The sequence below is a fragment of the Streptomyces sp. NBC_00239 genome, from assembly GCF_036194065.1.
Taxonomy (GTDB): Bacteria; Actinomycetota; Actinomycetes; order Streptomycetales; family Streptomycetaceae; genus Streptomyces.
In genome coordinates, this window is the sequence record NZ_CP108095.1 from 3,329,211 (window position 1) to 3,349,892 (window position 20,682).

Here is a 20,682-nt window from a genome sequence, read left to right on the forward strand (position 1 = left end):
ATCGTGCGCAAGGTGCTCATCGCCAATCGAGGCGAAATCGCTGTCCGCGTTGCCCGGGCCTGCCGGGATGCCGGGATCGCGAGCGTAGCCGTCTACGCAGACCCGGACCGTGACGCTCTGCATGTCCGCGCGGCAGACGAGGCATTCGCCCTGGGCGGTGACACTCCCGCGACCAGCTATCTGGACATGTCCAAGGTCCTGCAGGCCGCGGCGGACGCCGGCGCGGATGCCGTCCACCCCGGTTACGGATTCCTGTCGGAGAACGCCGAGTTCGCGCAGGCCGTCATCGACGCCGGCCTGACCTGGATCGGCCCGCCCCCGCAGGCCATCCGCGACCTCGGCGACAAGGTCGCCGCCCGTCACATCGCCCAGCGCGCCGGCGCACCCCTGGTCGCCGGCACCCCCGACCCCGTCTCCGGGGCCGACGAAGTCGTCGCGTTCGCCAAGGAACACGGCCTCCCCATCGCGATCAAAGCCGCGTTCGGTGGCGGCGGGCGCGGCCTGAAGGTCGCCCGCACCCTGGAAGAAGTCCCCGAACTCTACGACTCCGCCGTCCGCGAGGCCGTCGCCGCGTTCGGGCGGGGCGAGTGCTTCGTCGAGCGCTACCTCGACAAGCCCCGCCACGTCGAGACGCAGTGCCTGGCCGACACCCACGGCAACGTGGTCGTCGTCTCCACCCGGGACTGCTCCCTCCAGCGCCGCCACCAAAAACTCGTGGAAGAAGCCCCGGCGCCGTTCCTGACCCCGGAGCAGAACGCCGAGCTGTATACGGCGTCGAAGGCGATCCTGAAGGAAGCCGGATACGTCGGCGCGGGCACCGTCGAGTTCCTCGTCGGCACCGACGGCACCATCTCCTTCCTCGAGGTCAACACCCGCCTCCAGGTCGAACACCCCGTCACCGAGGAAGTCACCGGCATCGACCTGGTGCGGGAGATGTTCCGCATCGCCGACGGCGAGGAACTCGGCTACGGCGACCCCGTCCTGCGCGGCCACTCCTTCGAGTTCCGCATCAACGGCGAAGACCCCGGCCGCGGCTTCCTGCCCGCCCCCGGCACCGTCACCCTCTTCCAGGCCCCCACCGGCCCCGGCGTCCGCCTCGACGCCGGCGTCGAATCCGGATCCGTCATCGGCCCGGCCTGGGACTCGCTCCTCGCGAAGCTGATCGTCACCGGTGCCACCCGCGAGCAGGCCCTCCAGCGGGCCGCCCGCGCGCTGGCCGAGTTCAAGGTCGAGGGAATGGCCACCGCCATCCCCTTCCACCAGGCCGTCGTGGCCGACCCCGCCTTCCGCCCCGAAGGCGAGAACCCGTTCACGGTCCACACCCGGTGGATCGAGACCGAGTTCGTCAACACCATCCCCGCCTTCACCACCCCCGCCACCGACGACACGGACGACGAGCCGGGCCGCGAGACGGTCGTCGTCGAGGTCGGCGGCAAGCGCCTCGAGGTGTCCCTGCCGTCCTCCCTCGGCATGACCCTGGCCCGCACCGCCGCCGCCGGCGGCGCCAAGCCCAAACGCCGCGCCGCCAAGAAATCCGGCCCCGCAGCGTCCGGCGACACCCTCGCCTCCCCGATGCAGGGAACCATCGTCAAGGTCGCCGTCGAAGAAGGCCAGCACGTCGAAGAAGGCGACCTCGTCGTCGTCCTCGAAGCCATGAAGATGGAACAACCCCTCAACGCCCACCGTTCGGGCACGATCGTCGGCCTGGCCGCCGAGGTCGGCGCCTCGCTGACGTCCGGCGCCATGATCTGCGAGATCAAGGACAACTGACGTCCGTAGGCATGCCAAGGCCCCGCCCGGTCCGACCGGGCGGGGCCTTGGCCTTGCTGCGGGCGGCCCGTACCGGCGGGGGCGCCGCGGGCCGTCCGTTCGGATCGGGCGGGGCCCCTAGGGGGTGTCGGGCGGACCATGGGCGGGTCCGCCGGCCACCCCCTAAGCCGGTCACCGGCGCCTCAGGTCGGCGACCCTGGCCCGGTCGCCCGGATCCGCCAGGGCGGCGGCCCTCAGCTGCGAGGCCGTACCGGCGCGGCGCTGCACCGGGAGGGGGGATTCGCGCCGCGGGGGCCTGCGGCCACCGCCGAGCCCGTCCCCGCCGCCCGCGGCGCCGGGGTGCATGCCCGTACCGGCCACGGTGATCTGCACGCCCTGGTCGGCGAGCGCCTGCAGTTCGGTCTGCGCGCGGTCGTCGTGGGGCGGCGGTTCGTCGGTGACGAGCCGGGTGATGACGTCCGTCGGCACCGTCTGGAACATGGTGTCGGTGCCGAGCTTGGTGTGGTCCGCGAGGACCACCACCTCCGCGGCCGCCTGCACCAGGGCCCGGTCCACGCTCGCGGAGAGCATGTTGGACGTGGACAGCCCGCGCTCGGCCGTCAGGCCGCTTCCGGACAGGAAGGCCCGGGACACCCGCAGCCCTTGCAGGGACTGCTCGGCCCCGCTTCCGACGAGCGCGTAGTTGGACCCGCGCAGGGTCCCGCCCGTCATCACCACTTCCACCCGGTTGGCGTGCGCGAGGGCCTGGGCGACCAGGAGGGAGTTGGTGACCACGGTCAGTCCGGGCACCCGGGCGAGCCGGCGGGCCAGCTCCTGCGTGGTGGTGCCCGCGCCGACGACAACGGCCTCGCCTTCTTCGACGAGGCCGGCCGCGACATCGGCGATGGCGGTCTTCTCCGCCGTCGCGAGGTGGGATTTTTGCGGAAAGCCGGACTCCCGCGTGAAACCGCCCGGCAAGACCGCACCGCCGTGCCGGCGGTCGAGGAGTCCTTCGGCCTCCAGTGCCCGCACGTCGCGCCGTACGGTCACTTCGGAGGTCTGGACGACGCGGGCGAGCTCCCGGAGCGAAACCGCTCCGTTGGCACGCACCATTTCGAGGATCAATTGGCGACGTTCAGCAGCGAACACGAAACTGACAGTAACCCCAACGACCGTCTGCTTTCAGCTCCTTGCGCCGGATTTCCGAAGTTGTCCGTACGGCGGGGTGACTAGTGGTATACGCACGGCCACTGCCGTGGCGCCCGCCGCCGGCGACCCGTCACCCCGCCCCAAGGCCGTTACCGCCAGCGGCGGTTGGGGCCCGTTACGCCTCGCCCGCGGCCTTGCGGGTGTGCAGCTGGCGGGCCACCTCGGCGATCGATCCCGACAGGGAGGGGTACACGGTGAACGCGTTTGCGATCTGTTCCACGGTCAGGTTGTTGTCGACCGCGATCGAGATCGGGTGGATCAGCTCGCTGGCGCGCGGGGCGACGACCACACCGCCGACCACGATGCCGGTGCCCGGGCGGCAGAACATCTTCACGAAGCCGTCCCGGATGCCCTGCATCTTGGCGCGCGGGTTGCGCAGCAGCGGCAGCTTCACGACGCGGGCGTCGATCCGGCCGGCGTCCACGTCGGCCTGCGTGTAGCCCACGGTGGCGATCTCGGGGTCCGTGAAGACGTTCGAGGAGACCGTCTTGAGGTTGAGCGGGGTCACCGCGTCGCCCAGGAAGTGGTACATCGCGATCCGGCCCTGCATGGCCGCCACCGACGCGAGCGCGAAGATGCCCGTCACGTCGCCGGCCGCGTACACGCCGGGCGAGGAGGTGCGGGAGACCTTGTCGGTCCAGATGTGGCCGGAGTCCTTGAGCTTGACCCCGGACTCCTCCAGGTTCATGTTCGCGGTGTTCGGGATGGCGCCGACCGCCATCAGGCAGTGGGTGCCGGAGATGACGCGGCCGTCGGCGAGGGTGACCTCGACCCGGTCGCCCACGCGCTTCGCGGACTCGGCGCGGGCCCGGGAGATCACGTTCATGCCGCGCCGGCGGAACACGTCCTCCAGCACGGCGGCGGCGTCCGGGTCCTCGCCGGGGAGCACGCGGTCGCGGGAGGAGACCAGGGTGACCCGGGAGCCCAGGGCCTGGTAGGCGCCCGCGAACTCGGCGCCGGTCACACCGGAGCCGACCACGATGAGCTCCTCGGGGAGCTCCTCCAGGTCGTAGACCTGCGTCCAGTTCAGGATCCGCTCGCCGTCCGGCTGCGCGTCCGGGATCTCGCGCGGGTGGCCGCCGGTCGCGATCAGCACGGCCTCCGCGGTCAGGATGGTCTCGGTGCCGTCCGCGGCCGTGACGATGACGTCACGGGTGCCGTCGATGCCCTGCGGGCCGCCGAGGCGGCCGCGGCCGCGCAGCACGCGGGCGCCGGCCCGGGTGACGGAGGCGGTGATGTCGTGCGACTGCGCGAGCGCGAGGCGCTTCACCCGTCGGTTGACCTTGCCCAGGTCGACGCCGACCACCCGGGCCGACTGCTCCAGCGGAGGGGTGTCGTCGGCGACGATGATGCCGAGCTCCTCGTACGACGAATCGAAGTTCGTCATCACCTCGGCCGTCGCGATGAGGGTCTTCGACGGTACGCAGTCGGTCAGTACCGACGCCCCGCCCAGACCGTCGCAGTCGACGACGGTCACCTCCGCGCCGAGCTGGGCGCCCACGAGCGCCGCCTCATACCCGCCGGGTCCGCCGCCGATGATCACGATCCGGGTCACGAAAAGTCCGCCTCACGTCTTCCGGCCGACTGCCGCCCCGGCCGGTGGTCCGGGGGGTCTCCCCGGGGGATGCATTCCGTACGCCATTGTCCCGCACGCGCCAAGGTGCTTCACTCCAGGGCCGCCCATCCGGGAGGCCCGGCAGGGCCGACCCTCCCGTACTCTCGATCCCATGTCGCTCTACGCCGCGTACGCCGGCAACCTCGACGCGCGGCTGATGACGCGCCGCGCCCCGCACTCCCCGCTGCGTGGCACGGGCTGGATCAACGACTGGCGGCTCACCTTCGGAGGTGAGCAGATGGGCTGGGAGGGCGCCCTCGCCACGGTCGTGGAGGCCCCGCGCCACCAGGTCTTCGTCGCGCTCTACGACATCGCGCCCCTGGACGAGGAGTCCATGGACCGGTGGGAGGGCGTGGGCCTGGACATCTACCGCCGGATGCGGGTGCGCGTGCACACCCTGGACGGCGAGGAGGCGGCCTGGGTGTACGTGCTCAACGGCTACGAGGGCGGTCTGCCCTCGGCCCGGTACCTGGGTGAGATCGCCGACGCCGCCGAATCCGCCGGCGCCCCGCACGACTACGTCATGGAACTCCGCAAACGCCCCTGCTGACCCCCGGACACCCGGCGAGACCGGCGGCGCGGGACATTTGGTGGGAAACGACAAGGCAACGATCCGAACACCGTGAGCTGTGCCATCTACGCGCGTAGGACTTCAGCGGCTACCCTCATCCGCGTGAACGCATCTGCTACCGACCCCCACGCCTCCGCCGCCGCCGCCGCGGATCGCCTGCGTGAGCTCACCGGCGCCGAAACCCACGACGTCGCGCTCGTGATGGGCTCCGGCTGGGCCCCCGCCGCCGAGGCGCTGGGCGCCCCCGAGTCCGAGTTCCTCATCACCGACCTGCCCGGCTTCCCGCCCGCCGCCGTGCAGGGCCACGGCGGCAAGGTCCGCTCGTACAAGATCGGCGACAAGCGCGCCCTGGTCTTCCTCGGCCGGACCCACTACTACGAGGGCCGCGGCGTCGCCGCCGTCGCCCACGGCGTCCGCACCGCCGTCGCCGCCGGCTGCAAGACCGTCGTCCTGACCAACGGCTGCGGCGGCCTCCGCGAGGGCATGCGCCCCGGCCAGCCGGTCCTGATCAGCGACCACCTGAACCTCACGGCCACCTCGCCGATCGTCGGCGCGAACTTCGTGGACCTCACCGACCTGTACTCGCCGCGGCTGCGCGCGATGTGCAAGGAGATCGACGAGACCCTCGAAGAGGGCGTCTACGTGCAGTTCCCCGGCCCGCACTACGAGACCCCGGCCGAGATCAACATGATCCGCGTCATGGGCGCCGACCTGGTCGGCATGTCCACGGTCCTGGAGGCCATCGCGGCCCGTGAGGCCGGCGCCGAGGTCCTGGGCATCTCCCTCGTCACCAACCTGGCCGCGGGCCTGTCCGGCGAGCCGCTGAACCACGAGGAGGTCCTGCAGGCGGGCCGCGACTCGGCCGCCCGCATGGGCGAGCTGCTGACCCAGGTCCTCGCCCGGATCTGAGCCGGACCACCCGTACGGAAAGGGAACCAGTGCAGGACGATCTGATCGCACGCGCCCGGGCCTGGCAGGCCGAGGACCCCGACCCGGAGACGGCGGCCGAGCTCGGCCGCCTCATCGAGGCGGGCGACGGGGCCGAACTGGCCGGCCGGTTCGCCGGCACCCTGCAGTTCGGCACCGCCGGGCTGCGCGGTGAGCTGGGCGCGGGCCCCATGCGGATGAACCGCTCGGTGGTCATCAGGGCCGCCGCCGGCCTCGCCGCCCACCTCAAGGCCAAGGGGCACGAGGGCGGACTCGTCGTCGTCGGGTACGACGCCCGCCACAAGTCCGCGGACTTCGCGCGGGACACCGCCGCCGTGATGACGGGCGCCGGGCTGCGCGCCGCCGTTCTGCCCCGACCGCTGCCGACCCCGGTGCTGGCGTACGCCATAAGGCACCTGGGCGCCGTCGCGGGCGTCGAGGTCACGGCGAGCCACAACCCTCCGCGGGACAACGGCTACAAGGTGTACCTGGGCGACGGCTCGCAGATCGTCTCCCCCGCGGACGCCGAGATCGCGGCCGAGATCGCGGCGATCGGCGCGCTGGCGGACGTGCCCCGTCCGGACAGCGGCTGGGAAGACCTCGGAGACGAGGTCCTGGAGGCCTACCTGGCGCGCACGGACGCCGTCCTGAGCCCCGGCTCGCCGCGCGGCGTGCGGACCGTCTACACGGCCATGCACGGCGTCGGCAAGGACGTGGTCCTGGCCGCCTTCGCCCGGGCCGGTTTCCCCGCCCCGGTGCTGGTGGCCGAGCAGGCGGAGCCGGACCCGGACTTCCCCACGGTGGCCTTCCCCAACCCGGAGGAGCCGGGGGCCATGGACCTGGCCTTCGCGACGGCCGCCGCGGCGGGCCCGGACATCGTGATCGCGAACGACCCGGACGCCGACCGGTGCGCGGTGGCCGTCCCCGACGACTCGGCCGCGCACGGCTGGCGCATGCTGCGCGGCGACGAGGTGGGCGCGCTGCTGGCCGCGCACCTGGTCCACAAGGGCGCGTCCGGCGTGTTCGCCGAGTCCATCGTGTCGTCCTCGCTGCTCGGCCGGATCGCCGAGGCCGCGGGCGTCGGCCACGAGGAGACCCTCACGGGCTTCAAGTGGATCTCCCGCGTGGAGGGCCTGCGGTACGGCTACGAGGAGGCGCTGGGCTACTGCGTCGACCCCGACGGCGTCCGCGACAAGGACGGCATCACGGCCGCGCTGCTCGTGGCCGAACTGGCCTCGGAGCTCAAGGAGCAGGGCCGTACGCTCACCGACCTGCTGGACGACCTGGCGATGGCCCACGGCCTGCACGCCACCGACCAGCTTTCGGTGCGGGTCCAGGACCTGTCGGTGATCGCCGACGCGATGCGCGCCCTGCGCGAGCGGCCGCCGGCCTCGCTGGCGGGCCTGCGGGTCGTCTCCGCGGAGGACCTGGCCCGGGGGACGGCCACGCTGCCGCCCACCGACGGTCTGCGCTACTACCTGGACGGCGACTACAAGGCCCGGGTGATCGTCCGCCCGAGCGGCACCGAGCCCAAGCTCAAGTGCTACCTGGAGGTCGTGGTCCCGGTCGCCGAGGCCTCCGCGCTGGCCTCGGCCAAGGAGCGCGGCCAGGAGATCCTGGACGCGGTCAAGAAGGACCTGGCGGCCGCGGCGGGCATCTGATCCCGCCACCCGCCCGCAGTGCCCCGCAGGGCCCCCGCAGCTCCGGCCGCGGGGGCCCTGCGGCGTCCCGGCCGGGGGCGCCCCGGCGCGCGCCGCGGCCCGTCCCGTGCTGTGCTCGTAGAGGACCGACACGAGCTTTCGCACAGGACGGAGGAGCCGCCATGGCCGAGAACCTGCGGGCCAGGGACATGATGACCGCCGGGGTGCAGTGCGTGCGCGAGGAGCAGACGCTGCTGGACGCCTCACGGATGATGCGCGACCTGAGTGTCGGCTGTCTGCCCATCTGCGGCGCCGACCAACGGCTCAAGGGCCTGATCACCGACCGCGACATCGTGGTCAAGTGCTGCGCCGAGGGCATGAACCCGGCGGACGTGACGGCCGGTTCGATGGCCGGCGTACTGCACTGGGTGGACGCCGAGGCCCCCGCGAGCGAGGCGGTGGACACGATGGAGGTCCACCAGATCAAGCGCCTGCCGGTGATCGACGTCGTCAACGGCCACCGCCTCGTCGGCATGATCACGGAGGCGAACCTGGCGAAGAACCTCAGCGACGAGGCCATGGCGGAGTTCGCCGCCCGCATCTACGCCGCGAACTGACCCCGTGCGCCCGGCCCTGCACGGGCCGGGCCGTCGCGGGACGGGCCCGGCCCCGCTCAGCCCTTGGCGGGTTCCGGCTTGAGGATCGCGAAGACCCCGCCGGCCGGGTCGGCCAGCCACGCCATCCTGCCCACCCCGTCCATCGAGGTGGCGGGCATGACCACCGACCCGCCGGCGCCCTGCGCCTTCGCGACGGTCGCGTCCGCGTCGGCCACGGCGAAGTACGGGATCCAGCGGTGCGGGGCGTTCTCCCCCAGCATCTCGGCGGGCGCGACCCCGCCGAACGAGGCGTCCTCCTGGTCTCCGTCGGCCGTCGACAGCACCGTGTACGTCATCCCGCCCGGCGCCTCCATGTCCGCGCTGCGCCAGCCGAACAGGCCGCGGTAGAACGCGATCGAGGCGGCCGGGTCGCTCGCCGTCAGCTCCACCCACACCAGGGTGTCGTCGGCGGAGGTCTGACCCAGCCCCTTGGTCTTCCCGGGCTGCCAGACCGCGAACTCGGCGCCGTCCGGGTCGGTGAACTGGGCGAGCCAGCCCTCCCCCATGACGTCCATGGGCTCCATCCGCACCCGGCCGCCGCCGTCCCGCACGGCCTGCGCGGCGGCCTGCGCGTCCGGGGTGTTGAAGTGCACCATCCAGGCCGGGGAGGCGCCTTCCTCGGTGAGCGGCCCGAGCGCGGCCACCGTGTGGCCCTCCTTCCGGAAGAAGCCGTAGCCGCCGGCCTCGGGCCCCGCGGAGACGAAGGCCCAGCCGAAGACCGCCCGGTAGAACGCGGCGGCGGCGTCGGTGTCGGGGCTGCCGAGGTCGATCCAGTTCGGCGAGCCGGTGGTGAAGTCGGTGCTGAGCATGGTGCGGTGCCCTTGTCTGTGCGCGGGATGACGACCCGCCCACCCTGGCGGAGCGCCGTCGGCGGGGCCCGCCGCCGCGCCGCCCCGTCCCCCGAACCGGCGGCACCCCGGGGACGCCGGCGGGACCCTCAGGAAGCCGAGGCGGACGGGCCCGGCGAGGCGGGCCGGTCGGGCGAGGGCGACGGGCGGACGATCTCGCCGAGCGTGGGCACCGCCTCGGGGCGGGCCCGTACCGCTTCGGTGCACTCCCAGGCGCGCGGCGGGTCCGTGTCGGGCCCGCCGAGCACCACCGGGCCCTGCGTGGCGAGCGCGGCGCTCCCGGCGAGCGTGCACACGATCTGCGCGAGCGCCAGCGGCGGCAGGTCCTCCGGCTTGCGGCTCAGCCGCAGCGTGCCGTCCGGGTCGCCGGACCGCGGTGCCTTCACCGTCAGCGCGGGCGGCACCTCGCTGGAAAAGCCGGCGTCGCGCTCCGCGGCCGACGCGGGCCGCTCCAGCTCGGCGAGCAGCGCCTGGGCGACGGGCACCCGGGGGTGGCGCACCGGCTGCTTCTCGGAGACGTGGACGACCCGCCGGACCGCGACGAGCTCCGAGCCGCAGACCAGCTCGACCTCCGCCCGGAAGCCGTCCACGGGGTCCGCCGCGGACTGCGCGGGGATGTCGCAGGACACCCGGGAGGGCGCCGGGCCCACGTCCACGGGGACCGTGGTGGCCCGGATGCCGCAGCCGCCCGCGAAGGACGCGGGCAGCACGAGGAGGGCGGCCGCCGCCCACCGTGTCGTCTTCACGCCCCCGCCTCCTCTGCGGTGAGGTCCGCCGGCAGCCGCAGGGTGAACAGCGCGCCGCCGCCGGGGGCGTTCTGCGCGGTGATGTCACCGCCGTGGATGTGCGCGTTCTCCATCGCGATGGACAGCCCGAGCCCGCTGCCGTCGGACTTCGGCCGGGAGGCGCTGGCCTTGTAGAACCGGTCGAAGACGTGCGGGAGCACGTCCTCGGGGATGCCCGGCCCGTTGTCCTTGACCGCGATCACCAGGACCTCGTCCTCGTCCTCCAGGCGCACCGACACCCGCACCGGCGAGCCGCCGTGCTTGAGCGCGTTGCCGATCAGGTTGGCGAGGATCACGTCGAGGCGGCGCGGGTCCAGCCGCGTCATGATCCCGCGTTCGGCGTCGAGCTCGACGGCGTCCAGCCAGGCGCGCGCGTCGATGCAGGCCGTGACCTGGTCGGCGACGTCCACGTCGTCGAGGACCAGCCGGGCCGTGCCCGCGTCGAACCGCGTGACCTCCATGAGGTTCTCCACCAGGTTGTTGAGCCGGCGGGTCTCGCTGACCACCAGCTCCACCGCCGGGGCGATCATCGGGTCGAGCCCGTCGATCTCCTCCTCCAGCACCTCGGTCACGGCCGTCAGCGCGGTCAGCGGGGTCCTCAGCTCGTGCGACATGTCGGCCACGAACCGGCGGCTGGACTCCTCGCGGGCGCTCATGTCCGCGACCTTCTTCTCCAGCGCCTCGGCGGTCTTGTTGAACGTGTGGGATAGGTCGGCGAGTTCGTCGGTGCCCGACACGTCGAGGCGGGTGTCGAGCTCGCCCTCGCCGAGCCGGCGCGCCGCGTCGCCGAGCCGCTGTACGGGCTTGAGGACGGTGGTCGCGGCGGCCTGCGCGAGCAGCGCCGAGCCCAGCAGCGCCAGCGCCGTCGCGATGCACAGCGACCAGGCCAGCGCGTTGAGGTCCTCCCGCTCGGTGGCGAGGGACTTGTACATGTAGCCGGTGGGCCCGCCGCCGACGATCCGGGTGCCGCCCACCAGGTACGGGTCGCCGTCGGGCTTGGTGCGCTGCCAGTACATGTGGAACTGCGCGTCGTTGGCCGCTGTGACCTTCTGCCGCTGTTCGACCGCGTCCTGGAGGGACTTCGGCACGTCGGCGAGGCGGAACGAGCCCGGCCCGCCCGAGCCGAAAACCTTGCGGCCGTCCTTCTTCTCGTCCACGAGCAGGACGGCGTACCCGGGGCTGCTGGCGGCCATCAGCTCGGCCGTGCGCTGGAGTTCCTCCGGGGTCGGGTCGCCGGGCAGTGCGGCGGCCCGGTTCTGCATCTCCTGCCGGAAGTCCCCGAGCGCCGCGTCCTGGGTACGGCTGAGCACGGCCTCGCGGTTGAGCCAGTACGCGATCCCCGAGGCGGAGACCGCGGCGGTCAGCGCGACCAGTCCGAACACGACGATCAGCCGCAGTCGCAGGCTGGTCCAGCGCCGGCCCGCGAGCGTGGCGCGCTTCACTGCGGCGAGTCCAGGCGGTAGCCGACGCCCCGCACGGTACGGATCAGCGTCGGCGAGGACGGGATGTCCTCGACCTTCGCGCGCAGCCGCTGGACGCAGGCGTCCACGAGCCGCGAGTCGCCCAGGTAGTCGTGCTCCCAGACCAGGCGCAGCAGTTGCTGGCGCGAGAGGGCCTGGCCGGGCCGGCGGCTGAGTTCCAGCAGCAGGCGCAGCTCGGTCGGGGTGAGCTGGAGGTCCTCGCCGTTCTTGGTGACCGTCATCGCGGAGCGGTCGATGACCAGCGAGCCGAAGACGGCGGAGTCGCTCGCCTCGCGCTCGCCGCGGCGCAGCACGGCACGGATCCGGGCGTCGAGCACCCGGCCCTGCACGGGCTTGACCACGTAGTCGTCGGCGCCGGACTCCAGTCCGACCACCACGTCGATGTCGTCGCTGCGCGCGGTGAGCAGGATGATCGGCAGCTGGTCGGTGCGGCGGATGCGCCGGCACACCTCGAAGCCGTCGATCCCGGGCAGCATCACGTCCAGCACGATCAGGTCCGGCCGCTGCTCTTTGAGCAGCTTCAGCCCGTCCTCGCCCGTCGCCGCGGTGGCCACACGGTGGCCCTGACGGGACAGGGAGAGTTCGAGCGCCGTGCGGATGGCGTCGTCGTCCTCGATCAGCAACAGGAAAGGCACCCGGCCATTCTGTCCCATGGCCGCGCCGGCAGGGACGGGTCGGGGCGCGACGATCGCTGTGACAGTGCTGTGACAGTCGGCGGACACCCCGGTTAAGTGCGCCGGGCAGGCTCTTCACATCGGCAACAGCCGGAACGAAGCAGACTCCACGACGGGGGGCGCGAGATGAACACGCTGCACAGCACCACCACCAGCGCGGTTGTCACGCGGCTGCACGATGTGAACCACCGGCGGGCGGGTGTCCGCGTCGCACCGGTCACCCGTACCCGGACGGCACACGTGGTGGCCATCGATGCCAACGCGTACACCGTGCCCGCACAGCGCACCCCGTCGTCTGCTTCCGAGGCCGAGTTCACCGCGTACGTGCGGGAGCGCCGGGCGGCGCTCTTCGCGACCGCCTACCACCTGACCGGCGACCGGTACGAGGCCGAGGACCTGCTGCAGAGCGCGCTGTTCTCGACGTACCGGGCCTGGGACCGGATCAGCGACAAGGCCGCGGTCGGCGGCTACCTGCGCCGGACCATGACCAATCTGCACATCAGCGCCTGGCGCCGCCGCAAGCTCAGCGAGTACCCGACCGAGGAGCTGCCGGAGACGGTCGGCGAGACGGACGCGATGCGCGGAACCGAGCTGCGGGCCGTGCTGTGGCAGGCGCTGGCGAAGCTGCCGGAGCCGCAGCGCACCATGCTGGTGCTGCGCTACTACGAGGGCCGTACGGACCCGGAGATCGCCGAGATCCTGGACATCAGCGTGGGCACGGTGAAGTCGAGCATCTGGCGTTCGCTGCGCCGCCTGCGGGACGACGAGGCGCTGAGCTTCGGCGAGACCGAGGCCGAGTCCTTCGGGGAGCTGGTCGCCTAGCGGCGGCCCACACGCCACGCGGCCACGGGGGCCCGTCTTGCGGGGGTGAGACGGGGGCCATGGGGGAAAGGGAGCGGGATCAGACGGCCGGGGGTCCGTCTGGTCCCGCTCTTCGTCGTGCCCTTACGGGTCAGGCGGTGGCGGCGGTCGCGTGGGAGGGGGCGGCGCGGTGCCGGCCGGCCGCGGCGGCCGCGAGGCGGCCCAGGGCCTCGTCGCGGGCGCAGGCGTACGCGCCGAGTTCGACGTGCCGGGCCACGATGCCGCGCTCGGCCCGCATCAGGCGCCATCCGCGGCGCAGCAGGACCAGCACCGATTTGCGGCCCTCGCGCAGGTCGCGGGTGAGGCGGCGGCGGAAGGTGGTGGAGGGCCGGCCGCGCAGGCAGATCGCGTCGGCGAGCAGGCCGAGTTCCTGGCAGCGGGCCGCGATGTCCGCGGCGAAGATGCCCTCGGCGATGAACAGCGGGGTGCGGGAGATGTCCAGGGTCTCGGTGCCCGTGCGGGAGCTGGTCGCAATGTCGTACACCGGCACCTCGGTGCGGCCGGTGCGGCACAGTTCGGCGACCGCGGCGACGGCGGTGTCCGCGTCCCAGGAGGCCGGGGAGTCCCAGTCGGTGTCGGAGCTGCCCACGACCTTCGGCAGGGAGGGGTCGTCGCCCTCCTTGTAGAAGTCGTCGAGGCGAAGCACGGGCAGGCCGCTGCGGGCGGCGAGCGAGGACTTGCCGGAACCCGAGGGGCCCGTCAGCAGGACGACGCGCGTCGGAAGGGGAGATGAACAGCTCACGGAACACCAGTGTGAGGCATTACCCCGCGTAGGGGACCCCTCGGGAGGCCCGTTGGTATTCAGCATCACACGTCAACTACTCTGCGTGTGCATTCGGTTACCTACGTCACGGACTCAGGCGGGATCTCATGGCACGTCACTCTGTCCCCGGCAGTACCCGGCGCACCCTGCTCAACGCGGGTCTCACGGTCTCGATGGCCGGTGCGGCCCTGGCCGCGGTCGCCACCGGCGCCCAGGCGGGCGAGATCTCGGTCCCGCACGCGCTGGCCGGCGCGCTGGGGCCCATCCAGAACCTCCAGGTGGACCCGCTCGCCAACACGGGCGTGGACCCGTTGAACAACGGGGTGGGCACCAAGGTCGCCGACTTCCCGGCGGTCGGCACCACGACGCTGACGGACACCGTCACCAAGGGCGCCAAGATCGGCGAGCTTCCGGGGGTGTCGCTGCTGACCCCGCTGCTGCCGGGCTGAGGCCCGGGCACGCGAAAGCCCCCGGCCGGGTGCGACCCGGCCGGGGGCTTCGCGCGCGTACGGGGCCTGGCGGGTGCGCCCGGCCGGGCCCGTACGGCGGCGTCAGTACGAGGAGCCCGAGGCGCCCAGCGAGCCCGTGGGGTGCCAGACGGTCTTGGTCTCCAGGAACGCGGTCATCCGGTGCGTGCCCGGGTCGGCGCTCCAGTCGTCCACAGGCTGTGGACGCAGGACGCGCTTGAGGTTGTCGGCCGCGGCGATCTCCAGCTCCTTGGCGAGCGCGGAGTCCGCGCCGGCCAGGTCGATCGCGTTGACGTCCTGGTGGGCCGCCAGGTGCGGGCCCATCTCGGCGGCCTTGCCGGAGAGGATGTTGACCACGCCGCCGGGCAGGTCCGAGGTGGCGAGCACCTCGCCGAGCGAGAGCGCGGGCAGCGGGGACTTCTCGGACGTGATCACGACCGCCGTGTTGCCGGTCGCGATGACCGGGGCGATGACCGAGATCAGGCCCAGGAAGGACGACTCCTGGGGGGCGATCACGGTCACGACACCGGTCGGCTCCGGGGTGGAGAGGTTGAAGAACGGGCCCGCGACCGGGTTGGCCCCGCCCACGACCTGGCCGATCTTGTCGGTCCAGCCCGCGTACCAGACCCAGCGGTCGATGGCCGCGTCCACGACCGCGGCGGCCTTCGACTTGGACAGGCCCTCGGCCTCGCCGACCTCGCGGACGAACTGCTCGCGGCGGCCCTCCAGCATCTCGGCGATGCGGTAGAGGATCTGGCCGCGGTTGTACGCGGTCGCGCCGGACCAGCCGCCGAACGCCTTGCGGGCCGCGACGACCGCGTCACGGGCGTCCTTGCGGGAGGACAGGGGGGCGTTGGCCAGCCACTTGCCCTTCGAGTCGCTCACCTCGTACACCCGGCCGCTCTCGGATCGCGGGAACTTGCCCCCGACGTACAGCTTGTAGGTCTTGAAGACGTTCAGTCGCTGCTCGAACTTCTCAGACATCGAGGTAGCCCTCCAGGCCGTGACGGCCGCCTTCGCGCCCGAAGCCCGACTCCTTGTAGCCGCCGAAGGGCGAGGTCGGGTCGAACTTGTTGAACGTGTTGGCCCAGACGACGCCCGCGCGGAGCTTGCCGGCGACGGCGAGGATGCGCGAGCCCTTCTCCGTCCAGATGCCCGCGGACAGGCCGTACTGGCTGTTGTTGGCCTTGGCCACGGCCTCGTCCGGCGTGCGGAACGTCAGCACGGACAGCACCGGGCCGAAGATCTCGTCGCGGGCGACGGTGTGCGCCTGGGTGACGTTCGTGAAGAGCGTCGGGGCGAACCAGTAGCCGGCCGACGGCAGCTCGCACGCCGGGGACCAGCGCTCGGCGCCCTCCGCCTCGCCGGTCTCGGCGAGCGCGGTGATGCGGGCCAGCTGCTCGGCGGAGTTGATCGCACCGATGTCGGTGTTCTTGTCGAGCGGGTCGCCCAGGCGCAGGGTGGACAGCCGGCGCTTGAGGGAGTCCAGCAGCTCGTCGTGGATCGACTCCTGGACCAGCAGGCGCGAGCCCGCGCAGCAGACCTGGCCCTGGTTGAAGAAGATGCCGTTGACGATGCCCTCGACGGCCTGGTCGATGGGGGCGTCGTCGAAGACGATGTTGGCGCCCTTGCCGCCCAGCTCCAGGGTGACCTTCTTGTCGGTGCCGGCGACGTGGCGGGCGATCTTCTTGCCCACGGCGGTCGAGCCGGTGAAGGCGACCTTGTTGACGTCCGGGTGCTCGACGAGGGCCGCGCCCGCGTCCCCGTAGCCGGGGATGATGTTGACGACGCCCTTGGGCAGGCCGGCCTGGCGGCAGATGTCCGCGAAGAACAGCGCCGACAGCGGGGTGGTCTCGGCGGGCTTCAGGACGACCGTGTTGCCCGTGGCGAGCGCCGGGGCGATCTTCCACGCGAGCATCAGCAGCGGGAAGTTCCACGGGATGACCTGGCCGGCCACGCCGAGCGGGCGCGGATTGGCGCCGTAGCCCGCGTGGTCGAGCTTGTCGGCCCAGCCCGCGTAGTAGAAGAAGTGCGCGGCGACCAGCGGGAGGTCCGCGTCGCGGGTCTCCTTGATCGGCTTGCCGTTGTCCAGGGTCTCCAGGACGGCCAGCTCGCGGCTGCGCTCCTGGATGATCCGGGCGATCCGGAAGAGGTACTTGGCGCGCTCGGAACCGGGCAGCGCGGACCACTTCTCGAAGGCCTTGCGGGCGGCCTGTACGGCGCGGTCGACGTCGGCGGTGCCGGCCTGCGCGATCTCGGCGAGGACTTCCTCGGAGGACGGCGAGACGGTCTTGAACACCTTGCCGTCGGCGGCGTCGGTGAACTCGCCGTCGATGAAGAGCCCGTAGGAGGGCGCGATGTCCACGACGGACCGCGACTCGGGGGCGGGTGCGTACTCGAATGCAGATGCCATGGTGATCAGTCCACCGTCACGTAGTCGGGACCGGAGTAACGGCCGGTGCTCAGCTTCTGGCGCTGCATGAGCAGGTCGTTCAGCAGGCTGGAGGCGCCGAACCGGAACCAGTGGTTGGTCAGCCAGTCCTCGCCCGCGGTCTCGTTGACCAGGACCAGGAACTTGATCGCGTCCTTGGTGGTCCGGATGCCGCCGGCCGGCTTCACACCGATCTGGATTCCAGTCTGCGCCTTGAAGTCGCGGACGGCTTCGAGCATGAGGAGGGTGTTCGCGGGGGTCGCGTTGACACCCACCTTGCCGGTGGAGGTCTTGATGAAGTCGGCGCCCGCGAGCATGCCGATCCAGGAGGCGCGGCGGATGTTGTCGTACGTCGACAGCTCGCCGGTCTCGAAGATGACCTTCAGGCGCGCGGCGCTGCCGTCCTCGCGGACGCACGCCTCCTTGACGGCCCTGATCAGCTCGTACGTGTCGAGGTAGCGGCCGGCGAGGAAGGCGCCACGGTCGATGACCATGTCGATCTCGTCGGCGCCCGCCGCGACGGCGTCCCGGGTGTCGGCCAGCTTCACCGGCAGCGCGGCGCGGCCGGCCGGGAAGGCGGTGGCGACGGAGGCGATCTTGACGTCGGCACCGTTCAGGGCGGCCTTCGCGGTGGCCACCATGTCGGGGTAGACGCAGACCGCGGCGGTCATCGGGGTCGTACGGTCGGTCGGATCGGGGTTGACGGCCTTGGCGGCGAGCGCCCGGACCTTGCCCGGGGTGTCCGCGCCTTCCAGCGTCGTCAGGTCGATCATCGAGATGGCCAGGTCGATGGCGTACGCCTTGGCCGTCGTCTTGATCGAACGGGTGCCGAGCGCAGCCGCGCGTGCCTCCAGGCCGACGGCGTCGACGCCGGGAAGCCCGTGGAGGAAGCGGCGCAGTGCGCTGTCGGACGTCGTCACGTCAGCGAATGCGGGGGATGTGGTGGGCATGGTCACCAGATGAGCATATCTACGCGCGTAGCGACCTGTCACCCCCCGCCGCTCGACCGAGCGCGATGTGACACATCCGTGACGCACACCCGCCGTTCCCCGCCGCCCGGCCGGGGGCGGTCCGATGGTCGGCCGGTGGCCGGCCGCCCCGGGGGCGGCCGCACCGGGGGCGGCCGCACCGGCACGAGGGCTCCGACCTCGTGGGCCCCGGCGGCGTGAGGCAGAATCGAGCGCATGACGAGCTCCCCGCAGCCCCACCCGGAACCGGCCTACGCGGACCGGGTCTACCGGTCCACCGGCGCGCTGGTGGCCGGCGGGCTGTTGATCGCGCTGCTGCTGTGGATCTGCGGCGACGCGATCGTCCGCGGCACCGGCCGCACCCCGTGGTTCGCGCTGGCCGCCTTCCTGACCGCCGCCCCGCTGGTGGTCGCGTACACGCTGCGCCCCGCCGTGTACGCGAGCGAGGACCGGCTGAAGATCCGCAACCCGTTCCGCACCATCGAGCTGCCCTGGGCCAAGGTGGACGCCCTGCGGGCCCGCTTCTCGGCCGAGGCCCTGGCGGACGGCTCCACCTACCAGCTGTGGGCGATCCCGGTGTCGCTGCGCCAGCGCAAGTCCGCGAACCGGCGCAACGCCAAGCGGCAGGCGGCGGGCGAGGACGCGGTCAAGGGCGAGCCGGAGATCAGCCGGGCCTCCGCCGACGAGCACGTGGCCCAGCTGAACGAGATCCACGAGCGGGCCGTCGCCACCGGACGGCCGGGCGCCACGGGCGAGGTGTCGGTGCGCTGGTCGTACGAGACGATCGCGCCGGCCGTGGCGGGCGCGATCCTGCTGATCGTCCTCTTCGCCACCCGCTGAGCGCGCCGGAACCGGGCGTGCGTCACACCCGGGCCCGGAACCGGGCCCACCGGGGGCTGCGTCCTTGCAGGTGTGCAACAGCGTGATGACGTGGGCGGCGCTTCCGCCGTGCGAATCCGGGCCGTGAGCGGCGTACTGCTCCTCGCGCACCTGGCCCTTGTCGGCTGGTTCACTCTGCGGCCGCTGGACGTGCCCTGGGCCGCCTCCTCGAACCTCACCCCCCTGGAGGGGATCCGGGCCGACCTGGAGTACGGGCCGGTGGAGGCCGCCCGCCGGATCGGCTCCGCGCTCGTCCTCCTCGCCCCGCTCGGCGTGCTGCTGCCCCTCGCGGGCGGCCGGCTGACGGTCTCCCCGCTGGCCTCGCTCGCCCGCACCACCGCCGTCGGCGCCCTGGTGTCGCTGGCCATCGAGATGCTGCAGAGCGGCGTGGCCGGGCAGGTCGTGAACGTGGACTCGCTGCTGCTCAACTCCGCCGGCGTGGCCCTGGCCCACCTGGCCGTGGTGCCCGCGCTACGGGCCCGGCTGCGCCGGGGACAGCCGTACGCACCCGCCCCCGGAGCCGACTCTCAGGGGTCGACCCCGAGGATTTCCAGGGTCGGCATCGCCCCGTGGAGCGACGTCCTGTCGGCGGTCCCGCGGGAGTATTGAGTCATCGCAGAGAGCGATCCGACGAAGGAGATCCCATGACCGCCCTGACCCGCCCCCGTGACGGACGCATGATCGGCGGAGTGTGCGCCGGGCTGGCCCGCCGCTTCGGAATGTCCGCGACGACCATGCGGGTCATATTCGTGGCCTCGTGCCTGCTGCCCGGCCCGCAGGTCCTGGTCTACCTGGCCCTGTGGCTGCTGCTGCCCAACGACCGGACCGCCGCCAAGGCCACGACCGCCTGGTAGCCCGCCGGGCCCAGTGTCCGAGCGAGCCCGCCGGGCTCAGTGGCCGAGCGCCACGGAGAGCTTGTCGAGCTGCTTGTCGGCGAGGTCGTGCGGCACTTCGGCCTTGCCCCGGCCGGCCACGTTCAGGGCCATCAGACGCACGACCGTCGCGCCCTCGCGCACGACGACCAGGTGGACCGGGGCCGAGACGCCCTCGGCGGCGGCGGTGGTCGTCCAGCTGACGCTCTCGTCGCCCGCGACCCGGTAGGCCGCGGTCCGTACGTCCTTGTAGGTGCCGGTCTGCTTCTCGACCGTCGCCGAGAAACCGTCCTTGCAGGCGCCGAGCGCCGAGCGGAGTCCCGCCATCAGGCGGCGCGCGTCGGCCTCGGCGTAGGAGCTGAGCGAGGCGGACACGGCGAGGCCTAGCTGGGTGCGGGAGCCGATGCCCCGGTTGACGGTCTCACGCGCGGCCGGGTCGGGCTCGTCGCCCATGATGTCGGCGAGCGGCTGGCAGGGCGCGCGGTCGGCCTGCGGCTGGCCGTCCGGAGCGGACGGGTTCTTGGCGCCGTCCGAGATCTGGTAGCCCTCGAGATCGCCCTGGGCGAGCGCCGCCCGCCGCAGCGGGGAGCCCGGCGCCGGGGAGGCCGGGAGGCCCGCGGCGGAGGTCGCCGGAGCGCCCGCGGCGGGCGGCCGACCGGAGCTCTTGCCCTCGCCGCGGTTCTTCGTGTCGGCGGGCTCGCCGGAGCAGCCGGCCGCCAGCAGGAGCACGGGGACCGCCAGGAGCGCGACCGCCCCCCTCGCCTTCGCGTGCATGATCGTCAGAACCTCACAGCCCGTCCGTGTTCCGGCAGTTGGGGGGATCCTGGCACAGGGTGCGACAAGGCGCACACCTCCTCAAAGAGGCGTGCGCCTGTCGATTGCGCGTACGAGACGCGGCAAGGGGAGCTAGGCGGGCAGGCCGGCCGGCAGACCGCCGAGGAGGCCGGTCACGCTCTTCAGCGGGTCGGACGACTCGCTCTGACCCTCCTCACCCTGGGCCGCCGTCTGGTTGGTGGCCTTGCCGAGGGTGTCCGCGATCGGCACCGCGCTGGTCAGGCCGGTGACGGTGCTGAGCGCGTCGGCGGCGCCCAGGGCGGGAGCGGCCGAAGCGGTGCCCGCGGCGGCCGCGGCGAAGGCGACACCGAGAGCGGCGACACCGAGGGTCTTGGCAGCTGACTGCTTCATGAAATCTCGTCCTTGCGACGGGGAATTGAGCGGCTCCGCAAGCTAGCCACCTCAAACCCCTCACCGCAAACATCCTTAAATACGAGAAAGCGCCCGGGAAT

General features: G+C 72.5%; 22 protein-coding genes. 10 read left to right on the forward strand and 12 right to left on the reverse strand.

Annotated features, from left to right (window positions below; genetic code table 11):
- The first annotated feature begins 3 nt into the window (after nucleotides 1-3).
- Entirely contained in the window at nucleotides 4-1,770 is a 1,767-nt protein-coding gene (locus OG764_RS14470) for an acetyl/propionyl/methylcrotonyl-CoA carboxylase subunit alpha (RefSeq protein ID WP_328968843.1), read from the forward strand.
- 171 nt (nucleotides 1,771-1,941) lie between these two features.
- Here the strand turns inward: OG764_RS14470 and OG764_RS14475 are convergent, their stop codons facing one another.
- Both OG764_RS14475 and OG764_RS14480 read right to left on the reverse strand, forming a co-directional pair.
- Nucleotides 1,942-2,898: a DeoR/GlpR family DNA-binding transcription regulator gene (locus tag OG764_RS14475; RefSeq protein ID WP_328968844.1), complete on the reverse strand. Its 957-nt coding sequence runs from the start codon at nucleotides 2,896-2,898 to the stop codon at nucleotides 1,942-1,944.
- A 175-nt stretch (nucleotides 2,899-3,073) separates the two neighbouring features.
- Nucleotides 3,074-4,513, reverse strand: a complete 1,440-nt coding sequence (locus OG764_RS14480; RefSeq protein WP_328968845.1) for an NAD(P)H-quinone dehydrogenase — start codon at nucleotides 4,511-4,513, stop codon at nucleotides 3,074-3,076.
- Between the two features lie 172 nt (nucleotides 4,514-4,685).
- Here OG764_RS14480 and OG764_RS14485 point away from each other — a divergent pair, with 172 nt between their 5' ends.
- The 4 genes from OG764_RS14485 to OG764_RS14500 all read left to right on the forward strand — a co-directional run bounded on the left by OG764_RS14485 (nucleotide 4,686) and on the right by OG764_RS14500 (nucleotide 8,328).
- Nucleotides 4,686-5,123 (forward strand): gamma-glutamylcyclotransferase, encoded by a 438-nt coding sequence (locus OG764_RS14485; protein WP_328968846.1) that lies wholly within the window; start codon nucleotides 4,686-4,688, stop codon nucleotides 5,121-5,123.
- A gap of 123 nt (nucleotides 5,124-5,246) precedes the next feature.
- Nucleotides 5,247-6,053, forward strand: coding sequence for a purine-nucleoside phosphorylase (locus OG764_RS14490; protein ID WP_328968847.1), 807 nt, complete (start codon nucleotides 5,247-5,249; stop codon nucleotides 6,051-6,053).
- Between the two features lie 29 nt (nucleotides 6,054-6,082).
- Entirely contained in the window at nucleotides 6,083-7,732 is a 1,650-nt protein-coding gene (locus OG764_RS14495; RefSeq protein ID WP_328968848.1) for a phospho-sugar mutase, read from the forward strand.
- A 161-nt stretch (nucleotides 7,733-7,893) separates the two neighbouring features.
- Nucleotides 7,894-8,328: a CBS domain-containing protein gene (locus tag OG764_RS14500; protein WP_328968849.1), complete on the forward strand. Its 435-nt coding sequence runs from the start codon at nucleotides 7,894-7,896 to the stop codon at nucleotides 8,326-8,328.
- A 56-nt stretch (nucleotides 8,329-8,384) separates the two neighbouring features.
- On the opposite strand, the gene OG764_RS14505 is transcribed toward OG764_RS14500, so the two are convergent.
- The 4 genes from OG764_RS14505 to afsQ1 form a co-directional block, all read right to left on the reverse strand.
- Nucleotides 8,385-9,176 (reverse strand): VOC family protein, encoded by a 792-nt coding sequence (locus tag OG764_RS14505; RefSeq protein ID WP_328968850.1) that lies wholly within the window; start codon nucleotides 9,174-9,176, stop codon nucleotides 8,385-8,387.
- A gap of 128 nt (nucleotides 9,177-9,304) precedes the next feature.
- Nucleotides 9,305-9,961, reverse strand: a complete 657-nt coding sequence (locus OG764_RS14510; RefSeq protein WP_328968851.1) for a hypothetical protein — start codon at nucleotides 9,959-9,961, stop codon at nucleotides 9,305-9,307.
- Nucleotides 9,958-11,442, reverse strand: a complete 1,485-nt coding sequence (locus tag OG764_RS14515; protein ID WP_328968852.1) for a sensor histidine kinase — start codon at nucleotides 11,440-11,442, stop codon at nucleotides 9,958-9,960. Before OG764_RS14515 ends, OG764_RS14510 begins: the two co-directional genes overlap by 4 nt.
- Complete coding sequence (gene afsQ1, locus OG764_RS14520) at nucleotides 11,439-12,116, reverse strand: two-component system response regulator AfsQ1 (RefSeq protein ID WP_328968853.1); 678 nt, start codon at nucleotides 12,114-12,116, stop codon at nucleotides 11,439-11,441. The genes OG764_RS14515 and afsQ1 overlap by 4 nt, the downstream gene beginning before the upstream one ends.
- A gap of 165 nt (nucleotides 12,117-12,281) precedes the next feature.
- Here afsQ1 and OG764_RS14525 point away from each other — a divergent pair, with 165 nt between their 5' ends.
- Entirely contained in the window at nucleotides 12,282-12,977 is a 696-nt protein-coding gene (locus OG764_RS14525) for a SigE family RNA polymerase sigma factor (RefSeq protein ID WP_328968854.1), read from the forward strand.
- A gap of 130 nt (nucleotides 12,978-13,107) precedes the next feature.
- Here OG764_RS14525 and OG764_RS14530 read toward each other — a convergent pair whose 3' ends face one another.
- Nucleotides 13,108-13,824 (reverse strand): uridine kinase family protein, encoded by a 717-nt coding sequence (locus OG764_RS14530; RefSeq protein ID WP_328968855.1) that lies wholly within the window; start codon nucleotides 13,822-13,824, stop codon nucleotides 13,108-13,110.
- 62 nt (nucleotides 13,825-13,886) lie between these two features.
- Between OG764_RS14530 and OG764_RS14535 the strand changes: the two genes are divergently transcribed.
- A complete protein-coding gene (locus OG764_RS14535) occupies nucleotides 13,887-14,228 on the forward strand; it encodes a hypothetical protein (protein WP_328968856.1) in 342 nt (113 codons plus the stop codon).
- A gap of 102 nt (nucleotides 14,229-14,330) precedes the next feature.
- On the opposite strand, the gene OG764_RS14540 is transcribed toward OG764_RS14535, so the two are convergent.
- From OG764_RS14540 to deoC, 3 genes are read right to left on the reverse strand one after another with little or no spacing between them, the layout of a single operon-like run.
- A complete protein-coding gene (locus OG764_RS14540) occupies nucleotides 14,331-15,230 on the reverse strand; it encodes an aldehyde dehydrogenase family protein (protein ID WP_328968857.1) in 900 nt (299 codons plus the stop codon).
- On the reverse strand, nucleotides 15,223-16,659 hold the full coding sequence (locus OG764_RS14545) for an aldehyde dehydrogenase family protein (RefSeq protein ID WP_328968858.1): 1,437 nt from the start codon (nucleotides 16,657-16,659) through the stop codon (nucleotides 15,223-15,225). Before OG764_RS14545 ends, OG764_RS14540 begins: the two co-directional genes overlap by 8 nt.
- Nucleotides 16,660-16,664: 5 nt before the next feature.
- Nucleotides 16,665-17,627: a deoxyribose-phosphate aldolase gene (gene deoC / locus OG764_RS14550; RefSeq protein WP_328973005.1), complete on the reverse strand. Its 963-nt coding sequence runs from the start codon at nucleotides 17,625-17,627 to the stop codon at nucleotides 16,665-16,667.
- Between the two features lie 234 nt (nucleotides 17,628-17,861).
- Between deoC and OG764_RS14555 the strand changes: the two genes are divergently transcribed.
- From OG764_RS14555 to OG764_RS14565, 3 genes are all read left to right on the forward strand, one after another.
- Nucleotides 17,862-18,485 (forward strand): PH domain-containing protein, encoded by a 624-nt coding sequence (locus tag OG764_RS14555; RefSeq protein ID WP_328968859.1) that lies wholly within the window; start codon nucleotides 17,862-17,864, stop codon nucleotides 18,483-18,485.
- Nucleotides 18,486-18,608: 123 nt separating this feature from the next.
- Nucleotides 18,609-19,133, forward strand: coding sequence for a VanZ family protein (locus tag OG764_RS14560; RefSeq protein WP_328968860.1), 525 nt, complete (start codon nucleotides 18,609-18,611; stop codon nucleotides 19,131-19,133).
- Between the two features lie 35 nt (nucleotides 19,134-19,168).
- Nucleotides 19,169-19,378, forward strand: a complete 210-nt coding sequence (locus OG764_RS14565) for a PspC domain-containing protein (protein ID WP_328968861.1) — start codon at nucleotides 19,169-19,171, stop codon at nucleotides 19,376-19,378.
- 36 nt (nucleotides 19,379-19,414) lie between these two features.
- Here the strand turns inward: OG764_RS14565 and OG764_RS14570 are convergent, their stop codons facing one another.
- Nucleotides 19,415-20,170 (reverse strand): hypothetical protein, encoded by a 756-nt coding sequence (locus OG764_RS14570; protein ID WP_328968862.1) that lies wholly within the window; start codon nucleotides 20,168-20,170, stop codon nucleotides 19,415-19,417.
- Nucleotides 20,171-20,302: 132 nt separating this feature from the next.
- Entirely contained in the window at nucleotides 20,303-20,581 is a 279-nt protein-coding gene (locus OG764_RS14575; protein WP_328968863.1) for a hypothetical protein, read from the reverse strand.
- Between the last annotated feature and the right edge of the window lie 101 nt (nucleotides 20,582-20,682).

Excerpts from the sequence above, each read along its gene's own strand:
- OG764_RS14540 (WP_328968857.1), bottom strand. The coding sequence starts at position 15,230 with ATGTCTGAGAAGTTCGAGCAGCGACTGAACGTCTTCAAGACCTACAAG.
- OG764_RS14485 (WP_328968846.1), top strand. The coding sequence starts at position 4,686 with ATGTCGCTCTACGCCGCGTACGCCGGCAACCTCGACGCGCGGCTGATG.
- OG764_RS14555 (WP_328968859.1), top strand. The coding sequence starts at position 17,862 with ATGACGAGCTCCCCGCAGCCCCACCCGGAACCGGCCTACGCGGACCGG.
- OG764_RS14525 (WP_328968854.1), top strand. The coding sequence starts at position 12,282 with ATGAACACGCTGCACAGCACCACCACCAGCGCGGTTGTCACGCGGCTG.
- OG764_RS14530 (WP_328968855.1), bottom strand. The coding sequence starts at position 13,824 with ATGCTGAATACCAACGGGCCTCCCGAGGGGTCCCCTACGCGGGGTAAT.
- OG764_RS14565 (WP_328968861.1), top strand. The coding sequence starts at position 19,169 with ATGACCGCCCTGACCCGCCCCCGTGACGGACGCATGATCGGCGGAGTG.
- OG764_RS14575 (WP_328968863.1), bottom strand. The coding sequence starts at position 20,581 with ATGAAGCAGTCAGCTGCCAAGACCCTCGGTGTCGCCGCTCTCGGTGTC.
- OG764_RS14545 (WP_328968858.1), bottom strand. The coding sequence starts at position 16,659 with ATGGCATCTGCATTCGAGTACGCACCCGCCCCCGAGTCGCGGTCCGTC.
- deoC (WP_328973005.1), bottom strand. The coding sequence starts at position 17,627 with ATGCCCACCACATCCCCCGCATTCGCTGACGTGACGACGTCCGACAGC.
- OG764_RS14535 (WP_328968856.1), top strand. The coding sequence starts at position 13,887 with ATGGCACGTCACTCTGTCCCCGGCAGTACCCGGCGCACCCTGCTCAAC.
- OG764_RS14570 (WP_328968862.1), bottom strand. The coding sequence starts at position 20,170 with ATGCACGCGAAGGCGAGGGGGGCGGTCGCGCTCCTGGCGGTCCCCGTG.
- OG764_RS14505 (WP_328968850.1), bottom strand. The coding sequence starts at position 9,176 with ATGCTCAGCACCGACTTCACCACCGGCTCGCCGAACTGGATCGACCTC.
- OG764_RS14500 (WP_328968849.1), top strand. The coding sequence starts at position 7,894 with ATGGCCGAGAACCTGCGGGCCAGGGACATGATGACCGCCGGGGTGCAG.